The sequence below is a fragment of the Virgibacillus sp. FSP13 genome (genome assembly GCF_054048505.1).
The window spans coordinates 1-19,715 of sequence record NZ_JBSVKG010000037.1 but is presented as its reverse complement, the minus strand read 5'-3'; the positions used below and the strand labels follow the sequence as shown (position 1 = coordinate 19,715).

The window sequence follows — 19,715 nt, the reverse complement described above, 5'->3', positions numbered from 1 at the left end:
GAACAAAAGCGCAAGCGCCCGTTTAGCGACGTACGGACTGCGCCCATGCAACATGGGTGGTTCAATGTTGCCGCGCATAGCGGCGTTTTTAATTGAACATTCCTGCCGTAGGAGATAAAGGAAACACGGTGAGCGGAAGGAAACCGATGTTGACTTATCGTACGGAGGTGAGGGAAGTCGCGCTAACGCTTTAGCGCTGGAGCTAGACGTGGCTCATTATGCCGAAAGTAAATTAGAGCTAAATTTTATGCCTTTTTACCTTTCAAGAATAGCGAAAAAGATACGCAAATCATTCACATGAATGGAAGAGGTGGGGTATGGAAAAGTTAATCATTCATCAAACCGATCAGGCTGTTGTTGAGCTTTGTCAAAAAGATCCTATTATGCATCAATTAGTAAACATTGTTGGGGACATTGAGGTAATATTAAGACCGAATTATTTTCAATCATTAGTCAGATCCATGATTGGTCAACAAATTTCGGTAGCAGCAGCAAGTGCCATTTATAATCGATTGAATACATTAACGGAAAACAAAATTACTGCGAAAGCAATTAAGGAATTGGATGACGATTCATTACGCTCTGTTGGTTTATCGGCAAGAAAAGTCGTTTATCTACGTGACCTTGCTGAGAAAACCACTAGTTTAGAGGTTAATCTGGATTTGTTACATGAACTTGATAACACGCAAGTTATTAAACAATTAACTAGTATTAAAGGTGTTGGTAAATGGACTGCCGAGATGTTTCTAATTTTTTCTTTGACCAGGATGAATGTCCTAGCATTAGATGATATTGGTATTCAACGCGGTGCAAAATGGCTTTACCAAGTGGATAAATCAGAACGCCGTAACATTCTACAGCAAAAGGCGAATTTATGGACTCCAAATTTCACCATCGCTTCATTTTACTTATGGGAAGTGGTGCATTTGGAGTTTGATAAGCATTATAAATCAATCGATGAAATAAAAACGGAATGCTAAGTCTTCCGTTTTTATTTCATTAGTAAGTAAACATGAATGTTATGGTGTATTTTAAGATAATTACGTTGACAAAAAGGATTTCTGTTCATACAATATCAATATATGAAGATGTACGCATATATTGAACTTTAAACATGAGGGGGGATTTTTTAATGGAAGATGAAATAAGAAGTCATGAAGATCTTGACGAGGAAACACTTTTCGTTGTATCACAAACCTTTAAGGCGCTAAATGACCCCACTAGAATCCGAATCTTATATTTGCTATTTGATAAAGAGTATTCCGTAAATGATATTGCAGAAAATCTACACCTTAGACAATCAACTGTTTCCCATCAGTTACGCTTTTTAAAAAATTTGCGATTAGTGAGATACCGTAGAGAAGGTACATCTTTGTATTATTCTCACGATGATGAACATGTTATGGATATACTAAAACAAACGATTGAGCATGCACGTCATCAGTAATACTTTAGATTGGAGGAGGAACTATTGGGACACGATCATGGTCATGATCATACGCATGGTGCAAACAAAAAAGCTTTAACGATTAGTTTTATCATCACGTTTGCTTACATGATTATTGAGGCAACAGGTGGATTCCTTACCAATAGCCTGGCGTTATTATCAGATGCTGGGCATATGTTAAGTGACGCAATATCATTAGGCGTTGGTGTACTTGCTTTTATTATGGGAGAAAAGGTAGCAAATTACAGCAAAACATATGGATATAAGCGGTTTGAAATTCTTGCTGCATTATTTAACGGAGTTACCCTTATCCTCATTTCGTTATATATCATTTATGAAGCGTACCACAGATTTACAGATCCACCTGAAGTTGCGTCAACAGGTATGCTGATTATCGCGTGTATTGGCCTTGTAGTCAATATTGTTATTGCTTGGATATTAATGCGTGGTGATACAAAGGAAAATTTAAATTTAAGAGCAGCATTCCTTCACGTATTAGGTGATTTGCTTGGGTCAATTGGGGCCATCATAGCAGCACTACTAATAATGTTCTTTAACTGGGGCTGGGCAGATCCGCTTGCGAGCGTCATCGTAGCAATTCTTATTTTAATAAGCGGCTTCCGAGTTGCTAAAGATGCCGTTCATGTTTTAATGGAAGGTACACCGAAGAACATTGAATTAGATGATATTATTCGTACCATTGAAAAAGTCTCCGGCATAGATAGCATCCATGACCTTCATGTCTGGAGCATTACTAGCGGTCAAAATGCACTATCTTGTCATGCGGTAGTTGACGGTAAGCTAACCATTCAAGAAAGCCAGAATTTACTTCGATCGGTGGAAAATAAATTGGAAGATAAAGGAATTGGGCATGTGACGATTCAGCTTGAAAATAAGGAGCACCCACATGAAGACTCACTCATGTGCCAACAGGATCAAGAACCCAAAGAACACGATCATCATCATTAAAAACGTAATGGCACTAGCATAATCAGCTAGTGCCATTTTTTAATCCTCGTATACGGGCTGCGGGCAGAAAGCGACAATCAATTCGAAAATAGCCTACTCCTTCGAGACAGTGATCGATTTCTTTGGCATAGTATGCAAATCTCTAGCTGTTGTGTGTGCGTACATTTCAAAAACACCTTCATGATCAAATGTTACTTCCGCAGTGTAAGTCCCGTCATCGTTATTATTTGCTTCAATCATTGTACTATTATCTTCATTTCCCTTTTCCCAATATTCAAATTTGACCTCATCCGCGTCTTTCACTTTTTCATCACCATACGTAACGATTGCTTTTAATTCAACTGATTCTCCAACAGTTGTGGTTTCCGGTACTGGAAATTCTACATGTAGTGCCTTTGGTTCCATATCCTGACTTTCTTTTTCGTCCTCCCCACATGCAGCAAGTGTTGTAACTAGCAAAACGACGATAAATGCCCATACTATTTTACGCATTTTTACTCCCCATTCCTTAACAAAAATAATCAATTTCTAACACAAATGTATCAATTGATCAAAATTTTATCAATGAACATTATGTGAATGTTTTATGGTTTCATTATATTTCTGATTGATTCCAAAAAAAGCCATGATTTCTAAGAACCATGGCTTTTTTATACTTCTACTCTTGCAATGAAACTTCTTCATTTACGGTACGATGATTTCTGTGTTTCACAATAAAGTAAACCATTGTTAACATCATGAATCCGATGATATAAGCAAGTAAGATTCCGATGTTTTGCCACATAAAGGTGAAATTCCCACTTGAGATAACTGCCTTAAATGCTTGCACGGTATATGTCATAGGTAGTGCTGCATTAATCGGCTGCAGTGCATCAGGAATCAATTCGAGCGGGAACGTACCAGCACTTGTTGTCAATTGGAAAATAAGAATAATAATTGCAAGGAAGCGACCAGGATCGCCCATTGATGTCACGAGAAATTGGATTAATGTCATAAATGCCAGACTCGTTACAATTGATGTTAGAACGAAAAACGGGATACTTTTCACATCAATTCCTAAGCCAAATAAAAGAATAACGTCAGCAATTAGCGCTTGTACAACACCAACTAAAGCGACAACACCAAATTTGCCCATAAACCACGTAAAACCATTTTTAGGTTTAATAACAGGTTCTTTCAACTGATAAACGATCGTAATTAATAATGCTCCAACAAATAAACCTAATGATAAGAAATACGGAGCAAATCCTGTACCATAATTTGGAACCTTATTAATTTCTTGCTTTTCAACGTTTACTGGGTTACCCATCATATCATACGTATCATCATCTGCATGTACGGAACTTGCTTCACTAGCAGCACCTCCGAGTTTGTTGTACAATTTATCTGTTCCATCTTCCAATTCAACTGTACCATTTGCCAACTCTTTTGACCCATCTGCCAATTTATTTGCTCCATCACTTATTTGTGCAGTAGCATCCGCTAACTCATTCATTCCGCTATCTAATTGGCCAGCACCTGAGGCTAATGTATTAGCTCCATTTGTTGCATTTGATAGCTTAGAGTTAAATAATGCCAAACTGTCAACATATTGTTTTTGACCTTCGCTTAGTGCAAGTGATCCATCTTTCAATCGTTTTGAACCATCTGCTAATTCGTGAACACCACTTTGTAACGTTTCCTGTTTTTGATTAATCGTTACAATTCCATCGTAGAGCTTATTAAATGTTGGGTTAACTGCATCCTTAATTTGTCCTTCCAACCCATCTGTTGCATTTGCAAAATGTTCGTTTACCTCATTTTTGTATCGCGTAAAGCCTTGATCAAGCCCCGATCCAATACGTTGTTGCAGCTGCTTTTGTAGCTCCTCTTTAGTTGGCGAGCTTTTCTTGATTTGTTGCTGAAGTGCACCTAATACCTTAGGATCAACGTCATTTTCCTTCAGCGTTGCAAAAACCTGCTCCGTTTGTGCTGTTTGCTGCTGGGAAATTTGCTCAGCTAATGCTACGGAAAGTTGGTTGCCTAACTGTGATTGCAATTCATCCAATCCAGCATTCATTTGGCCAGCACTAGTTTGCATTTGTCCTCCGATTGTCTCAGCCATCTCGATTGGAAGTTTCATTTGGAATTCTTTTAAACCATCCTTCACTTGGTCCGTTCCAGCAACCAGCTCTGGTACCTTTTGATCCATTTCTTGAAGTCCTTTATTTGCTTTGGTAGTTCCAACAACCAAACTTTGCGAACCATCTTGAACGCCTCTAGCAGCATTTAATAATTTACCACCGCCATCTGACAATTGACTAATTCCATTTGCCAGATTTTCCGAGCCATCAGCTACATCATCCATTCCTGCTTCCGCCTGATTCACACCATTTTGAAATTCGATTGATTTGTCAGCTAATACAATTAAGTTATCTTTTAATTCTTCGGATCCATCTTCCAATGCTTGTGCCCCATCATGCAGCTCACCTGCGCCATCACTTGCATTTCCAAGACCATCTGTCATTTCTGTTACTTTATCAAACATCGTCTCCGCATAGGTTGCCGAAATCTCACTAGAAATAGCGGTTTTAATTTCTTTTACCGCTGTTTCACCAATTTGCGAAGAAAGAAAATTGTAGCTTTCATTCGGGACATATTTCATTTGTAATTTTTTAGGTTTCTCATCTAGCAATGTTGTAGCATGTTGTGAAAAATCCTTTGGAATCTCAACCAACATATAATATTTTTGATCCTCTAAATCTTGATATCCATCTTCTTTTGAAACAAAATGAAACTGAAATTCTTCGTTATCTTTTAATTTATTAACGAGCTCATCACCCAATTCCAATGCTTCCCCTTCGTAATTGGCACCTGTATCTTCATTGACAACAGCTACTGGCAAATCCTGAAGATGACCATATGGATCCCAAAATGACCATAGAAACATCCCTGCATAAAGAATCGGTACAAAAATAATCGCAATGATCGGAATTAGGATCTTTTTATTGCTGAAAATCTTTTTTAACTCCGAAAAAAATAATGATTGTTTCATTTACGTATTTCCTCCTATAATAATTAGTGACTATTTTACCCATATAGTCATTTCATTGTAAAAAACATGACCATTTTATTCACATAGTCACTTTTGTTTAAAAACAAAGGACCATCACATTGTTGATAATCCTTCAAAAATGTATAAATTGAATAGTCGCGATATCTCATCTCTTTCCAATGGTTCATGGAATTGCTCCCAGTCAAAGATAAGCGATTTATACAATTTCAACATTACAAAAGCAGTTATTTCAGGATTACATGGTTTAATTTCACCTTTGTTAACTGCCTTTTCCACGATATCTTTAATATAATTTATAATCGTGTTCTCTAACTTTTGAACAACCTCTAATACTTCAGGTGTGCCAATTTCACGTTCTTCCTGCAGAAGCTTGATCGTTAACTGATGATCTTTCCGAAATTCCAATAATTTAAGCAGCGCACGGGTAGCATTCTCATAAAATGGAACGTTTTCATCCATCGTATCCTCTGCAGCTTCTTTCATTTCTTTAATAAGTGAAGAAATAATTTCATCAAATAACTCTTCCTTATTTTTGAAAAAAGTATAAATCGTCCCCTTTCCGACATTTGCCAGTTTTGCAACCTGGTCCATTGTTGTTGCTTTATATCCAAATAAAGAAAAAGATTTTGTGGCCGCATCAACAATTGATTGTTTACGGTCAATTGCCATTCATTCCACCCCATCCCTTCATCGTGACCAAATGGTTATATTGGTCACTTTGTGCAGATTGTATCATACCATTATTTTTCATTCCTTTCAAACGCTACGTACTTCCCTCAAAATATTAGAAATAAAAAAATCGATGGCCTCTGTTAGAATACCAAAAAAACAGTTGACACATCTTAAAAAAGCTGTAATAATAACTAAAAAAAGTTTATACGGTTACCTTTAATTCAGTCCTGTGAGGCTGGCAAGGTGGAAGCAGATAATGGTCTGTTATTGATTAAAACGGCGGAAATAAATCTTTCTGTTTTACTCATTCACATACACCTTGCCTATATGAGGCAAGGTGTATTTTGTTTTTTGTCCGCATTATTATTATGGTAGCCGGTAAACCTAATTTTTAAAGGGAGAGAAAAAAATGGCGCATAACGAAATACAAGTTCACGACCGTTTACCTTTTTTACAAAGTTTACCATTAGGTATCCAGCATTTATTTGCCATGTTTGGGTCAAATGTACTGGTACCTGTACTATTCGGGGTCGATCCGGCAACCATCCTATTAATGAACGGGGTTGGAACATTATTATATATTTTTATCACAAAAGGGAAAATCCCTGCATTTCTGGGAGCCAGTTTTGCCTTTATATCCCCTACTTTCGTTGTATTAGGTCAGTATACAGGTGGAGCAGGCTACAGTTACGTATTAGGTGGTTTCTTCATGGTTGGGGTTGTCTTATGTATTGTGGCACTGATCGTAAAATTTGTAGGTACAGCATGGATTGATGTCATATTTCCGCCAGCGGCAATGGGTGCAATTGTTGCTGTTATCGGATTAGAACTCGTTCCAACTGCAGCGGAAATGGCGGGTTGGATTGCACCAGCAGACGCTGATGGTACCTGGACAATTGATTCTAGTGTTGCCATTGTTTCACTTCTAACACTAATGATCACCATTGTTTGTTGGGTCACACTTCGTGGCTTTTTGAAAATCATTCCTATCTTAATCGGCATTGTTACAGGTTACATCATTGCCTACGCATTCGGTATAGTAGACCTGTCAAAAGTTCAAGAGGCTGCCTGGATTTCTGCACCAACTTATTACCAAATGAAAATTGACTGGTCAGCAATTCTCGTGATTTTGCCGGCAGCACTTGTAATCATTCCAGAGCATATTGGGCACTTATTTGTGACAGGAAACATCGTTAAAAATGATTTAACAAAAGATCCTGGTCTTGATCGTTCGTTAGCAGGGAATGGAATCTCTACTATTATTTCCAGCTTCATCGGTTCTACTCCAAACACAACCTATGGGGAAAACATTGGCGTTCTAGCTATAACAAGAGTTTACTCAACCTGGATTATTGGCTTAGCAGCCGTAATGGCTATTATCCTGTCTTTCTGAGGAAAACTGGCAGCATTGATTTCGTCGATTCCGGCACCTGTTATGGGTGGTGTATCGTTGTTATTATTTGGTATCATTGCGGCAAGCGGACTCAGAATGCTAGTCGAGTCAAAAGTGGATTACAATCGTTCGCAAAATTTAATTTTAACTTGTGTTGTTCTCGTCATTGGCATCAGTGGTGCAACCGTTCAAATTGGTTCTGTTGCCCTAACAGGGATGGGCTTAGCAACAATTGTAGCCATCATCCTTGGATTGTTCTTTAAATTGCTTGATGTGTTGAAGTTGTCAAATGAGTAATACGCTTCCATTAAAAGTAAAGCCGTATCTATTGGATACGGCTTTACTAGTTTCATAGATCTATTTTCCAAAATCCATCTTCCAGCTAAAATAATCATTATCCGGATTTTTTTCATAGCGTAAATAGGCATTAAATTTGCTGCCTTTTTTACTTGTTAATCCCTTTACATGGGCTCTCTTGTTTTTTAGTAATTGCTTCACCATTGTTTTTGTAGGTTTCTTTTTCATTGTCGCTAAATACTTATCATTTTTCCATATCACAAATTTACAGCCACTTTTCCAATTACTGCAACCAAATCCTTTTTTCCCTTCGATCACACCGCTTCCACATTGAGGACAAGACCCTAAAACTTCATTTGTTTTTCGAGGTGACTGAGAAATTTCGTTAATGATAATATCCTGCCCAGTTTTGATTGTCTCCACTGATTCATTTGTAAAATGAAAGACAACACGTAAAAATTCCTGTTTGTCGATCTCCCCTTTTTGAATGTCTGATAATGTCTTTTCCAAGCGCCCAGTAAATTCTAAATCAAACAGATCTTTTACCGGGAATGTTTCTACTAGCCTTTTTCCTAAATCGGAACAGAATAGATGTTTACCTTGACCCGCGATATAACCGACATCCTTCAATTTCTTAATTGTTTCAGCCCTAGTCGCCGGTGTTCCAATACTGAATCCAGTCAAAATACTTCCTATTTGTTCTTCACTTTCATCTTCCTTATAATTTTTTCCGCACGTTTCCATCACTCGTAACAGCGTTTTTTCTGTGTGATGCTTTGGCGGTTTTGTTACATGGGAGGTAACCTTTGAATCCAGTAAACTTACCTTGTCATTTACCTGAACTATTGGTAATAGATTGTCCTTCGATTGAATGTTTTCTACTTTTTTCCATCCCTTAACAAGCTGTACTTTTCCCTTCGAAGCAAAGTGTCCTTTCACTTCATGTATTTTTGTGATGAGCTTTGTTTCCTCATATTCGGCAACGGGCATAAATTGCATGATAAAACGGTTTTTAATCGCTGTATACACGATTTGTTCATCACCCGTTAGACGTTTTGGTTTCACATAAGTTGGAATGATCGCGCTGTGACTTTCCACCTTGGCATTGTTAAAGACCCGCTTCGTTTTCTTGAATTTAATCTCATCTTTATACGGCAGATCTTCTGCTAATGTTTTCAATACATTGGCTGTTTTCCCAACTAAGCTCTCGTCTAAAGCAACACTAGAAGTACGTGGATATGTGATAAATTTTTTCTCATAAAGTGATTGGGCAACTTTCAATACCTTATCAGATGTCCAGCCTTTATATTTATTCGTTATGTACCCTTGCAAGTTAGATAAGTTGAACAGTAATGGGGCAAACTCCTTCTTCTTCTCCACTTGTTTGTCGGTAATTAGTGCTTGCTTTCCTTGAATCTCCTTTTGAATATTGTCCAACGTATCTTTCTGTTTAAATTTTTCTTGTTTTCCCTCAACATATGTACCTTCATACGCTTGCAGATCATCCGTCTGAAAGGTTGCTGTTAACTTAAAATAATCTTCTGGTTCAAAGTTTTCAATTTCCTTATCACGATCATAAATAATTTTCAACGTAGGCAGCAGAACCCTTCCGATGTTCAGCGCTTTTCCCTTACCTTTTTGATATTTTAATGTCGCAACAGAGGTTAAATTAATCCCAATCACCCAATCAGCCCATTGCCTGCTAACTCCAGCATCTCTTAATGGCCGCATTGTCTCATTTGGTCTCATCTTTTCGATTCCTTGGAGTACTTCTTCCGTTGTCCATTCATTAAGTAACAAGCGATACACGGGTTTGCTTGGATTTGCCCGATAAATGATGCTGTCCCCAATCAATTGCCCCTCCCGATCGTAATCACATGCAGAGATGATCGCATCAACATCATTTCGTCTCATTAAATAATGAATCGTTTTTAGTTGCTTTGTTGCACCCTGATCCGATCGTTGTCTGTTTCGGGGATCTGTTTTTACTTTATACTTAAAATTAGCTGGTATAAACGGAAAGTTGTCTAGTTTCCATTGTGCCATTTTACTATCATAGTCTTTTGCGTCGTATAGCTGAACCAAATGACCAAAAGCCCACGTAATGATATAGTTGTTTCCTTCAAAATAGCCATCTTTTTTACCTTTAATTTTTAGCGCATCTGCAATGTTTTTCGCAACAGAAGGCTTTTCCGCGAGTATTAATGCAACTCCCATTAAGGATCCCCCCCTTTTTTGTGTGGTATAAGTTTTGTTTGACTTATTTATAATGTCAAACAAAATACTTTATTCTATAATAATTATAATTCCCTATTCCAATATTTCATTTTGAATTTAAACCTTATGATATTATCTTCCCCTTTTGTTTTCCACCATGTATACCCGGGGATGAAAATCAGGTTATCTTTATGGTATTCAATTTAACAAAAACGAACATATACTCCCTATTAGATTGTACGATTTAACATGAAAAGTCAATCAAAAAGCGGGATAGGTTTATACTTAATTACATACTATTCATTATTTTTATATTAATTTACATATTCCCATAATTAATGTTAAGCTAGATGAAAGCCTTAACATTAACTGTATATAGTGATCTACATTAAAAAGAGTGGGCAAAATCGGCCTTTCTGGTCAATCTACCTGCTTTGTCAGGGATGGCCTTTGGGATTATTAGCGGTCGTATTAGTGATAGGTGGGGAAAAGAAAAGCTTATGTCGCGTCCTTGGTAATCCCTGCCTTCTGTTTTATAGGATATGGAATGATTCATGATTATATTGCCCTTTGTATCATATCGTTTATTAATGGTTTATCATGGGCGATATACGGTCCGGCGAATCGATCACTTCTATCTGATTACGCACCAGATGATAAACTGGAGCGGATTTTTGGTTATAATTATTGGCTATTTACCGTTAGTGGTGCGCTCGGTCCGTTAATTGGGGTTTCGCTTGAAGCCGGTAAAACGGCACTTCCGCTTTATATCTTTGCTGCTGCACTTCTGTTATTGGCGCCATGTCTATTCCTTTTTTTCTGGAAGCATAAACTTTTCCATAATAGCTACAATACAGGGGAAGCGACAGAGAAACAACAATGGTCTATCATTATAAAGGACCGCACCCTATTATGGCTTTTTCTAGCAAACTTTTTCCTTTTTGCCACAGAGTCTCAATTAGATGCCAATGTCAGTCAGTTTTTATCCAAAACGATGGGCGAAAGTGGATTAACATTATTCGCGTCTCTTTTGACACTGAACACGCTGACTGTTGTGGTTTTTCAGCCAATCGTCATACATATGATAGAAAAAATAACCGATTTTAAAAGCTTTTTGATCGGTGGCATCTTCTTTAGTGCAGGTAGTTTACTTTTTATTTTTGCAGACCTTTACATACTTTGGTTTGTTTTTATGCTGATTTATACGATAGGTGAATTATTCATCAACCCAAAAATGTCGGCCATTTCCGCAAGAATACCAAAAGAAGGGTTAAAAACTATTTTGCCGTATTGGCAACTGGTGGAAGTGCTGGATTCTTCATAGGACCTTGGCTTGGTGGAATTATATTAACCCATCTTGGTGGTCAGGCACTCTTTGCAATGATGTTCATTTCTGGCGCATTGGGAGGGATTTCCCTCTTGGTTGTCAGTGTGCTCCACAGCAGAAAAACAACCAAGCAAACGTCGCAACATATTGTATAGTCCAACAACTTCATCTTCAAAAAATGGGAAAGAGCAGCAATCGATTGCTGCTCTTTTTCTAATTGTTTATGAAAAGTCTCAACACCTTTCTCTGATAATGCGAAATGCGGGAGGGCCTTAGGTATAACATATATTTTCTCACGCTTTAGGCAAACTAATAACGATTGGAGGTGGGATTATATGAATAAAAAGAAGATGCGAAAGAACGATAATGTGCAAGCACCAGGCATTGATCCTGATGATTCTTACGGGGTGGATGCAACCCAATCCGAAATTGAAAATGAAGAATCGACAACTGTTACAAGGCTTATCTATGATGAATATGACCCAAGCGAAAAATAATTGCTTCCCCCAAAAATGCCTAACTTTTTTAGCCCACTTGAAAGATAAGTGGGTTTTTTTAGTAAAAGGAGTCTACAATCATTTAAAATATGCCATTATATCATAGCATATTTTGTTCAAAATGACGAACATTTGTTTTGCTGACATGATTTTTAATTTAAGTTTTATGGTTTACAAACAAACATAAAAAGCGTAACATAGAAAAAGTAATTTTATTTACCTGGGTAAATAATGAGGTGATAAAAATGGACCATATGGACAATCGAAACTTGTTTCACTTACTTAATCAACGCTATCGATTTATCGAAAAGGAAATGAATAAACGACTTCATGACCATGGATTGTATACATCTCAGTGGTCAATTATTTTTTGTCTGGAGCGTTTTGGCCCAATGACACAAACCGAAATTTGGAAGTACCTTAACGTAGAGGCGCCAACAGTTACTCGTACACTATCCCGGATGGAAAAAAGCGGATGGATTGTACGAAAAAAAGGTACAGACAAACGCGAACGTGTTATTGAATTGACAAAAGCAGCAAAACAAAAATTTACCAGTGTTCATCAAACGATGGATGAATTTGAACGAGACATGCTGGCTAATTTGTCGTCAGCTGAAAAACAGCAATTGCAGCAATTACTGCAAAAAATTGGTACAACAGGAGAGGAAAATCATTGAGTAACAATCAACAACCAATCTGGACGAGAAGTTTTATTAGTATTTCCGTGACACAGTTCATGGTTTTCTTAGTTTTTTATGCATTATTAACGACACTCCCAATTTATGTAATCAACAATATGGGGGGCACAGAAGCTGAGGGTGGATTAGTCGTCACGGTTATGTTAATTGCCGCAATTATTGTCCGTCCCTTTTCAGCAAAATTATTAGATAAACTTGGTAAGAAAAAAGGAGTTATCATAAGTGTTGCTATTTTTACAGCAACTTCATTCCTTTATATTTGGACTGATCAATTCATCCCATTATTACTACTACGTTTCTTTCACGGGCTTTCATTTGGGGTCATTTCTACAGCTACTGGAGCAATTGCTGCCGATGTCATACCTCCGTCAAGGCGTGGTGAAGGGCTTGGATATTTCGCAATGGCAATGAATCTTGCAGTTGTCGCTGGCCCATTTATCGGATTGTCATTATTGCAATTTATCACCTTTCAAACACTCTTTGTTATTCTAAGTATCCTAATGGTAAGTGGTGTCATTTGCTCTATTTTGGTTCATGTCCCTGCTACTGAAGCGGTTGATAATTCCGAAACAGTAAAACACAAATTTACGCTGCATGATTTAATTGAAATAAAGGCAATACCAATAGCACTTATCAGTAGCTTGGCTTCGTTAGCCTATGCGAGTGTTTTATCGTTTATTTCGGTTTATGCCGATTCAATCGGACTTTCAGCAGCCGCCAGCTATTTCTTTCTAGTCTTCGCAATTGTTATGATCGCATCACGACCATATTTTGGTAAAGCATTCGATTTACGAGGCCCATCATTTGTTATATTACCTTGTTTATTCATCTTTGCCATTGGTCTTGTTATGTTAAGTTTCACCGACAATGCTTGGATGCTGTTAATTTCAGCGGGGCTTACTGGTCTTGGTTATGGAACGATTTTACCAAGCTTCCAAACTATGGCAATCCAAGCTGCACCAAATCACCGAAGCAGCCATGCGACAGCAACATTTTTTATGTTCTATGATTCCGGTATTGCAGTGGGATCATTTGTATGGGGATTTGTCGTAGCAGCTTTTGGCTTTCAAAAGTTATATATTTTATGTGCTGTCGTAGTCTTAATAGCTGTTGGCCTGTTTAGCCTTCATCAAGGAAAAGAGAAAAAAGCAAAATTTTCAAAGCAAGAGGTTTATCGATAAAATCTAAGCTAACCTGCATTCATTTCGCTAATCGAAGTGGTGCAGGTTTTTTTCAGTCTATTCACTACCAATTTGAACATCGAACATTAATATTTAGAAAAATGTTAAGGGAAAATACATAACTAATACGTAAAGCGGAACCATAGTTATTAGCAAGTCCCAAAAAAATCGATGGAGGTTATTTCAATGGCTCAACAAAATTCACAGCAACAATTACAACAAGCATTACAGCAGGCTCAGCAAGCACAACAAGCAGTACAACAAGCTCAGTCCAGTGCTAACCCACAACAGTTGCAACAAGCACAGCAGCAGTTACAGCAAGCAGAGCAAGGATTACAAAATGCGCAAACGCAAGCTGGTTCTAATGCTCAGCAAAACACACAGCTCCAACAAGCACAACAACAATTACAACAAGCACGTCAACAAATACAACAAGCCCAAACGTCACAACAAACGCAAGCATCTCAACAAAACAATAACTTTCAATAATTTTACTATATACAAAAAGGGAACCAAATCATGGTTCCCTTTTTGCATAATTGTCTATTCTCCAGCAATTATGTTTACTATTTTATCCTCTATCTCAGGCCCATTCTCTTCATCCAGTAAATTATTTAGCATAATGGAAAAGATCAATTTTTCACCGCTATTTGTTTCTACGTATCCGGATAACGTGCTAACACCATAAATGGTTCCCGTTTTAGCTTGTACCTTCCCCTTAATATCCTCCATACGGTATCGCAATGTCCCGCCAATCATACGGTCTTCATTTCCGCCAACAGGTAATGCCTCTAAATAAGAAGAAAACCAGTCTTTCTCCTGTACATTGTATAATAATCTGGAAATTTCATTAGGCGGGATCAAATCAATATGAGATATTCCCGATCCATCTCGCATCAGTAAAGTATCCGTATTCACACCAAGCTTATGCAGCTCTGTCTCCATCACTTTCAACCCTTTTTCCCAACTTCCTTCCCCGTGTACAACTTTCCCCATCTCTTTTAGCAACACTTCTGCATGGGTATTGTTACTTAACTTCATAAATGGAACAAGCAACTCTGCTAATGGCATCGATTGCTGAGTAATCAACACTTCCACTTTATCTGGGGCTTGGCCTGTTTTTAGTTCGCCCGTCCAGGAAATATGGCTCTTTTCCAATGCCTGTTTAAATAGATCTAGTGCATAGCCAGTTGGTTCCCATACTGCCATCCATTCCCGTATGTTCCCTGATTCAACAGGTATTGTTCCTTCAATAGTTATCACATTGGTGCCATGCTGCCGTTCAATTGTAATATCTTCATCACCAGCAGCAACTGTTTTTGCCTTATTGTTTATTTCTATGTAATCGGTCTTTGGTGTAATCGTAAAACTTGGCTTCCCCCCAACCGTACTGCTTGGACTTACTTCAACAATGACTGTACCTGCGTCATAGTCTTGATTTGGCGAAACAGTTAATGCAGAAATTTGTGCCCCATAATAGTAGTGTTCATCACTCCAAATTAAATCCGGTGATAAACGTACATCATCATACCACGTATCATCTCCAATAATGTCACCGTCAATTATTTCGATACCATTTTCTTGCAGTTTGTCAGCAAATGCGGCAAAATTGCTAGGTAGCAATGTTGGATCACCTTTTCCCTTCAAATAAAGGTTCCCGTTTAGTTTCCTTCCTTTTTGAGATCCGTCCGTCAAAATCTCTGTCGTAAATGAATAATCTTCACCTAAAACAGAAAGTGCGGATGCAGCTGTCAGCAATTTCATATTGGAGGCAGGTCTAAGTCGAATGTCACCCATATAGTCATAAAGCTTTTCTCCAGTAGTGGCCGAACGAATACTGATTCCGATTAACGCACCATGTAAAAGTGGCTCATTCTGGATAAAATGATCTAATTGTTGCTTCCATGTAGTCATTTTATCTGCTTTTGTTTCTTGTTTCAGACTAATCACCTCCTTCACCTTAGGTACTGAATCCTCATCATTGTTTGAAAGTATAGGTGCTGCAACAAGAATAATCAACACTATAATGAACCCGCATATACTGCTTTTTAAATTTCTCATTCGTTCACCTCTTCTTACAGCTTTCCCTTCCTAAAAGTATTTCCACATCAACCCGTCAGATCCCTTTAATCGATGTTGAATTTCTTAGATATATCAATAAAAACGTCTAACCCACTTGAGTTAAACGTTTTGTTAGTTGCCTTAATTTTTATACATCATTTTTACAATTGTATTAATCACCATGAATTAACTGGTAATACAGGATGAAAAGTCACCCCTTAGGATGACTTTTCTCTGATTTAGTCGTTTCATCTTCTTCATCACTTATCAGCTGGCTGGTTGTTCGCTTGAATTCAGACAATGTTTTTCCAAATGCTGATCCTATTTCAGGAAGCTTTTTTGGTCCAAAAATGATTAGGGCTATAATCAAAATAAGGATCAACCCGGGTATGCCAATATTCGCAAGCATCTTTATAGCACCTTCTTCCCTTTTATAACCTACTAAAGACTTAGTGATCTATCTTTAAGCAAGCATGCCCCCATTTTTATGATACTTCATTATGCCCTCAGCAGCTCGATATGCTAAAGCACCGACAGTACCAGTTGGATTATAGCCGCCATTATGAGAAAATGCTGAGGCACCAACAACAAATAGATTTTCCATATCCCACATTTGTAAATAATTATTAACTGCCGATGTTTCCGGATCTGCTCCCATGATTACACCGCCTGTATTATGGGTTGATTGATAGGTTGTAATATTGTACGGACCTAATTCATCCATGGCATCAACCTTATCAGCACCCATTTCTTTAAGGATTCCACTAGCTTTTTGTGCGGTAAAATTGGCAAGGTTACGATCCTGTTCCTCAAAATCAAATGTCATCCGAATAAGCGGATCGCCAAACGTATCCTTGTACATCGGATCAAGGTCTAAATAATGGTGTTTATATGGCATACTTGCTCCCATTGCACCAACTGACAATGTTTGATTAATATAATTGAGGGAGTTCTTCTTAAATTCCTTGCCCCATGTGGGAGAGTCTTTTGGAATCGGATTATTCGCAATTGGTCTTGCCCCAGTCTGTGTTAAAGCAAGGTAACCACCATGGAGAAAATCAAGATCCGAATGGTCAAAGTTATCCCCATTAAAATCATCAATAACCATTCCGAGTGCACCAGCTCCAGCAAAATTATTGAACTGTTTATCTTTGAAATATCCAGTTGCTGCACCTTTGACGACCTGGTAAGCATAGTTTTTTCCAATAACACCTTTACCTGTTGAAGGGTCATAAGGACGACTGACTTTGGAGTTTAGCAATAGTTTTACATTATTGAAAACATAAGTTGTTAATACAACCACATCTGCTGGCTGCTCAATTTCTTCCCCGGTAGTGACATCGGTATAAAGTACTCCAGTAGCTTTACCATCCTTATGTAATACCCGTCTGACCCAGGAGTGTGTACGTAAATCAAATTTCCCAGTCTTATTGGCAACTGGAATGACAGTAACAACCGGATCCGCTTTTGCCCCATATTCACAACCAAACCGCTCACAAAAAGCACAATATTGACATGCCGCTCTTGATATACCATCAGGGTTTGTGTAGTTTTCCGATAAATTGGCGGACGGTATCGTGTATGGATGATACTTCAAATTTTCCGTTGCCTTTTTAAACATTTTCATTTGCTGGGAATGCTTCATTGGGCCTGTTGGATATTTATCGGAGCGTTTCCCTCCTAATGGATTTTCTTCCCCTGATATACCAGCCATTTTTTCAAATTGATCATAGTATGGCTCCAGTTCATCATAGGTAATACCCCAATCCTGGATTGTCATGTCAGTAGGGATTTTGTTTTTACCATACTTATCAATCGTTTTACTGCGTATTTCAAAATCATAAGGTAAGAAACGGAATGTCTGTCCATTCCAATGAACTCCAGCACCTCCTAGACCTTCTCCTAAAAGAAAAGACCCATATTGCCGCATTGGTAATGCCCGCATTTTTTCATTACTTCGAAACGTAAGTGTATCCTTCGATAGATCTTGCATCAATTCATGGCGAATCGCATATCTTAATTCATCGTGTACCATATAGTAATCCTCTGTATGTCTTTCTTCGCCTTTTTCCAAACCAACGACGTTAAGCCCTTGCTTTGTTAGTTCTGAGGCAATAATTCCTCCACCCCAGCCAACTCCAGCTATCACAACGTCAACTTTTGGCATCTTTTTTGCCATTTTTCATTCACCTCTTTCATTACTTTACATATGATCGCGTAGACTACTAGGCTCAATTTCTTTAAAATCGCCTTCTATAATATCCGTGTAGCCCATTTGATCTCCTGGATAATTTCTCATCTTCCATGCGTCCATATCCATATTACCGCCATAAAGCGGATCACTATACAGCCCTTCTAGTGTTGCACCTCGTAGCAAATCAAAAAAACCACTTGCTGAAATTGTGCTCAATTTAACATTATCTTCTTGAAAATCTTTTAAAATGTTATCTTGTTGCTCTTCCGTAATTTCTGTGAACCCTTTTTTATATTTTTGATGGCTATAATTTTGCATTTCACGTAAGCCAATCCTGAAAATCTCACGACGTTTTAACCTACCCTGGTACCCCTGAACCTTTTCACCGTGAAAGAAAGGAGGCTCCATATAGTCCCTCGCATTAAATCCGTAAGACCCAGCAAGCTGATGATCAATGTAATATGCAACACCTAAATCTTGTGCTCCAGGGCCATGATCATCCTTAGGAAAAATACGTTCTGTCGCAGCTTCCGTTGTTTTAAATTCTGCTTGACTGAGATACATAAGTGCATGATTATAGCTTTTAGTTTTTTTGGTAGTCTTTTGTTCTTCTTGATCACCAACATCCCACGGAATCATGCTGCCAAGTACTCCACCAACAGCAAGACCACCAACTGCTATCCCAGAACTTTTTAAAAATTTTCTGCGTGACGCGTCTTGAGTTTCTTCTTGACCTCGCTTATTTTCGTCCGTCAATCCATATACCTCCCTACTAAAAAATATTTTAGTCATTTTATTATGTCTCCAGAATTAGCTATTCATGCATAAAAAAACATAATTAACCACTCATGCTAAAAAATAAATTGGGCAAAATAAACAAGATCATAAAATATGGAGGAGGGTAAAAAAATGATATCAATTAGGAAAGGCATAACAATTATGCTGTTTCTCGGAATGGCATTATTCGCTTCTGCCTGCGCCAATCAAGATCAAGGAGCGGCAGATGCAGATCAGTTAAATGGCGAAAACACAACAAATGTTTCCAATCATTCAGCTGATAACGAAAATGATTTAGATAATCCGGATATCATTCCAAGTGAAATTGGCAATAAAACGAACACTACGAATAAAGATGGAACTACATACTCTGGTATGGGAAATAGTATCTATGGCACGATTGGTAGTTCCGGTATTCATGAAGGAGGCATTTCTTCTTATTTCGAATCCATTTTGGAAGGTCAAGGAATTACGGGTGTTAAAGTATTTGTTATTGATGACTCTGTTGTGTTAGCAAGGAACAAAGAGGGTACAACTAGTCACAAATACGATAATATGCAAAATGATTTGTTAAGTGGAAATGAAGGAATGTCAGGAAAGGGAGAACCTGAAGGAGTAGAAGATGGCAAAAATGAAAGCCATGATAATTTGGACCAAGCCAAAGAAGAAGTTAACGACATGTTTAATGGTAACGTCAAAATATTAACGGTTACGAATCCAGAAGCGCTTGATCTTATTGAACAAATCAAAGAAGATATTAAGTCATCCTCTTTTCAAACGGCTTCAAAAGATTTACTAAAACTTTTGCAAATGGCAAAATAATAACTGAACATCCCCTGCTAAAGGAAGCGGGGGATGTTTTTTGGAGTGCTCGGGATTCGCGCCGATGTTTTGCTTCTCGCGCCGATGTTTTGCTTCTCGCGCCGATGT

The 19,715-nt window shown here is 38.0% G+C and carries 18 protein-coding genes and 1 pseudogene; 11 read left to right on the top strand and 8 right to left on the bottom strand.

Annotated features, from left to right (window positions below; translation table 11 throughout):
- Positions 1 to 317: 317 nt before the first annotated feature.
- From ACW2QC_RS19230 to ACW2QC_RS19220, 3 genes are all read left to right on the top strand, one after another.
- Positions 318 to 980 (top strand): DNA-3-methyladenine glycosylase family protein, encoded by a 663-nt coding sequence (locus ACW2QC_RS19230; RefSeq protein ID WP_457545548.1) that lies wholly within the window; start codon positions 318 to 320, stop codon positions 978 to 980.
- Positions 981 to 1,132: 152 nt separating this feature from the next.
- Positions 1,133 to 1,447: an ArsR/SmtB family transcription factor gene (locus ACW2QC_RS19225; RefSeq protein ID WP_457545547.1), complete on the top strand. Its 315-nt coding sequence runs from the start codon at positions 1,133 to 1,135 to the stop codon at positions 1,445 to 1,447.
- 24 nt (positions 1,448 to 1,471) lie between these two features.
- A complete protein-coding gene (locus ACW2QC_RS19220) occupies positions 1,472 to 2,416 on the top strand; it encodes a cation diffusion facilitator family transporter (RefSeq protein WP_457545546.1) in 945 nt (314 codons plus the stop codon).
- A gap of 93 nt (positions 2,417 to 2,509) precedes the next feature.
- Here the strand turns inward: ACW2QC_RS19220 and ACW2QC_RS19215 are convergent, their stop codons facing one another.
- The 3 genes from ACW2QC_RS19215 to ACW2QC_RS19205 all read right to left on the bottom strand — a co-directional run bounded on the left by ACW2QC_RS19215 (position 2,510) and on the right by ACW2QC_RS19205 (position 6,140).
- Positions 2,510 to 2,908, bottom strand: coding sequence for a FixH family protein (locus tag ACW2QC_RS19215; RefSeq protein WP_457545545.1), 399 nt, complete (start codon positions 2,906 to 2,908; stop codon positions 2,510 to 2,512).
- Positions 2,909 to 3,074: 166 nt separating this feature from the next.
- Positions 3,075 to 5,450, bottom strand: a complete 2,376-nt coding sequence (locus ACW2QC_RS19210) for a YhgE/Pip family protein (protein ID WP_457545544.1) — start codon at positions 5,448 to 5,450, stop codon at positions 3,075 to 3,077.
- 114 nt (positions 5,451 to 5,564) lie between these two features.
- Complete coding sequence (locus tag ACW2QC_RS19205; protein ID WP_457545543.1) at positions 5,565 to 6,140, bottom strand: TetR/AcrR family transcriptional regulator; 576 nt, start codon at positions 6,138 to 6,140, stop codon at positions 5,565 to 5,567.
- A gap of 412 nt (positions 6,141 to 6,552) precedes the next feature.
- Here ACW2QC_RS19205 and uraA point away from each other — a divergent pair.
- Positions 6,553 to 7,833: pseudogene (gene uraA, locus ACW2QC_RS19200) on the top strand (uracil permease).
- Positions 7,834 to 7,893: 60 nt separating this feature from the next.
- Here uraA and ACW2QC_RS19195 read toward each other — a convergent pair.
- A complete protein-coding gene (locus tag ACW2QC_RS19195; RefSeq protein ID WP_457545542.1) occupies positions 7,894 to 10,050 on the bottom strand; it encodes a DNA topoisomerase in 2,157 nt (718 codons plus the stop codon).
- Positions 10,051 to 10,531: 481 nt separating this feature from the next.
- On the opposite strand from ACW2QC_RS19195, the gene ACW2QC_RS19190 reads away from it, so the two are divergent.
- The 6 genes from ACW2QC_RS19190 to ACW2QC_RS19165 all read left to right on the top strand — a co-directional run bounded on the left by ACW2QC_RS19190 (position 10,532) and on the right by ACW2QC_RS19165 (position 14,242).
- Complete coding sequence (locus tag ACW2QC_RS19190; protein ID WP_457545541.1) at positions 10,532 to 11,374, top strand: MFS transporter; 843 nt, start codon at positions 10,532 to 10,534, stop codon at positions 11,372 to 11,374.
- Positions 11,341 to 11,532 (top strand): hypothetical protein, encoded by a 192-nt coding sequence (locus ACW2QC_RS19185; protein ID WP_457545540.1) that lies wholly within the window; start codon positions 11,341 to 11,343, stop codon positions 11,530 to 11,532. The genes ACW2QC_RS19190 and ACW2QC_RS19185 overlap by 34 nt, the downstream gene beginning before the upstream one ends.
- 180 nt (positions 11,533 to 11,712) lie before the next feature.
- Positions 11,713 to 11,874: a hypothetical protein gene (locus tag ACW2QC_RS19180; protein ID WP_457545539.1), complete on the top strand. Its 162-nt coding sequence runs from the start codon at positions 11,713 to 11,715 to the stop codon at positions 11,872 to 11,874.
- 245 nt (positions 11,875 to 12,119) lie between these two features.
- Entirely contained in the window at positions 12,120 to 12,551 is a 432-nt protein-coding gene (locus ACW2QC_RS19175; RefSeq protein WP_457545538.1) for a MarR family winged helix-turn-helix transcriptional regulator, read from the top strand.
- A complete protein-coding gene (locus ACW2QC_RS19170; RefSeq protein ID WP_457545537.1) occupies positions 12,548 to 13,753 on the top strand; it encodes an MFS transporter in 1,206 nt (401 codons plus the stop codon). Before ACW2QC_RS19175 ends, ACW2QC_RS19170 begins: the two co-directional genes overlap by 4 nt.
- 186 nt (positions 13,754 to 13,939) lie before the next feature.
- Positions 13,940 to 14,242 (top strand): hypothetical protein, encoded by a 303-nt coding sequence (locus ACW2QC_RS19165; RefSeq protein ID WP_457545536.1) that lies wholly within the window; start codon positions 13,940 to 13,942, stop codon positions 14,240 to 14,242.
- Positions 14,243 to 14,296: 54 nt separating this feature from the next.
- Here the strand turns inward: ACW2QC_RS19165 and dacB are convergent, their stop codons facing one another.
- From dacB to ACW2QC_RS19145, 4 genes are all read right to left on the bottom strand, one after another.
- Positions 14,297 to 15,814 (bottom strand): D-alanyl-D-alanine carboxypeptidase/D-alanyl-D-alanine endopeptidase, encoded by a 1,518-nt coding sequence (gene dacB / locus ACW2QC_RS19160; protein WP_457545535.1) that lies wholly within the window; start codon positions 15,812 to 15,814, stop codon positions 14,297 to 14,299.
- A gap of 211 nt (positions 15,815 to 16,025) precedes the next feature.
- Positions 16,026 to 16,223 carry a twin-arginine translocase TatA/TatE family subunit gene (gene tatA / locus ACW2QC_RS19155; protein ID WP_457545534.1) on the bottom strand — a complete coding sequence of 66 codons (198 nt, stop codon included), beginning with the start codon at positions 16,221 to 16,223 and terminating at the stop codon, positions 16,026 to 16,028.
- A 54-nt stretch (positions 16,224 to 16,277) separates the two neighbouring features.
- Positions 16,278 to 17,993 carry a GMC family oxidoreductase gene (locus ACW2QC_RS19150; protein ID WP_457545533.1) on the bottom strand — a complete coding sequence of 572 codons (1,716 nt, stop codon included), beginning with the start codon at positions 17,991 to 17,993 and terminating at the stop codon, positions 16,278 to 16,280.
- Positions 17,994 to 18,017: 24 nt separating this feature from the next.
- Positions 18,018 to 18,800, bottom strand: a complete 783-nt coding sequence (locus ACW2QC_RS19145) for a gluconate 2-dehydrogenase subunit 3 family protein (RefSeq protein WP_457545532.1) — start codon at positions 18,798 to 18,800, stop codon at positions 18,018 to 18,020.
- Positions 18,801 to 18,917: 117 nt separating this feature from the next.
- Here ACW2QC_RS19145 and ACW2QC_RS19140 point away from each other — a divergent pair, with 117 nt between their 5' ends.
- A complete protein-coding gene (locus tag ACW2QC_RS19140) occupies positions 18,918 to 19,607 on the top strand; it encodes a hypothetical protein (protein WP_457545531.1) in 690 nt (229 codons plus the stop codon).
- Positions 19,608 to 19,715 lie beyond the last annotated feature (108 nt).

Coding starts and splice junctions, on each gene's coding strand:
- ACW2QC_RS19230 (WP_457545548.1), top strand. CDS start 318: ATGGAAAAGTTAATCATTCATCAAACCGATCAGGCTGTTGTTGAGCTT.
- ACW2QC_RS19225 (WP_457545547.1), top strand. CDS start 1,133: ATGGAAGATGAAATAAGAAGTCATGAAGATCTTGACGAGGAAACACTT.
- ACW2QC_RS19215 (WP_457545545.1), bottom strand. CDS start 2,908: ATGCGTAAAATAGTATGGGCATTTATCGTCGTTTTGCTAGTTACAACA.
- ACW2QC_RS19210 (WP_457545544.1), bottom strand. CDS start 5,450: ATGAAACAATCATTATTTTTTTCGGAGTTAAAAAAGATTTTCAGCAAT.
- ACW2QC_RS19205 (WP_457545543.1), bottom strand. CDS start 6,140: ATGGCAATTGACCGTAAACAATCAATTGTTGATGCGGCCACAAAATCT.
- ACW2QC_RS19195 (WP_457545542.1), bottom strand. CDS start 10,050: ATGGGAGTTGCATTAATACTCGCGGAAAAGCCTTCTGTTGCGAAAAAC.
- ACW2QC_RS19180 (WP_457545539.1), top strand. CDS start 11,713: ATGAATAAAAAGAAGATGCGAAAGAACGATAATGTGCAAGCACCAGGC.
- ACW2QC_RS19175 (WP_457545538.1), top strand. CDS start 12,120: ATGGACCATATGGACAATCGAAACTTGTTTCACTTACTTAATCAACGC.
- ACW2QC_RS19165 (WP_457545536.1), top strand. CDS start 13,940: ATGGCTCAACAAAATTCACAGCAACAATTACAACAAGCATTACAGCAG.
- dacB (WP_457545535.1), bottom strand. CDS start 15,814: ATGAGAAATTTAAAAAGCAGTATATGCGGGTTCATTATAGTGTTGATT.
- tatA (WP_457545534.1), bottom strand. CDS start 16,223: ATGCTTGCGAATATTGGCATACCCGGGTTGATCCTTATTTTGATTATA.
- ACW2QC_RS19150 (WP_457545533.1), bottom strand. CDS start 17,993: ATGGCAAAAAAGATGCCAAAAGTTGACGTTGTGATAGCTGGAGTTGGC.
- ACW2QC_RS19145 (WP_457545532.1), bottom strand. CDS start 18,800: ATGACTAAAATATTTTTTAGTAGGGAGGTATATGGATTGACGGACGAA.
- ACW2QC_RS19140 (WP_457545531.1), top strand. CDS start 18,918: ATGATATCAATTAGGAAAGGCATAACAATTATGCTGTTTCTCGGAATG.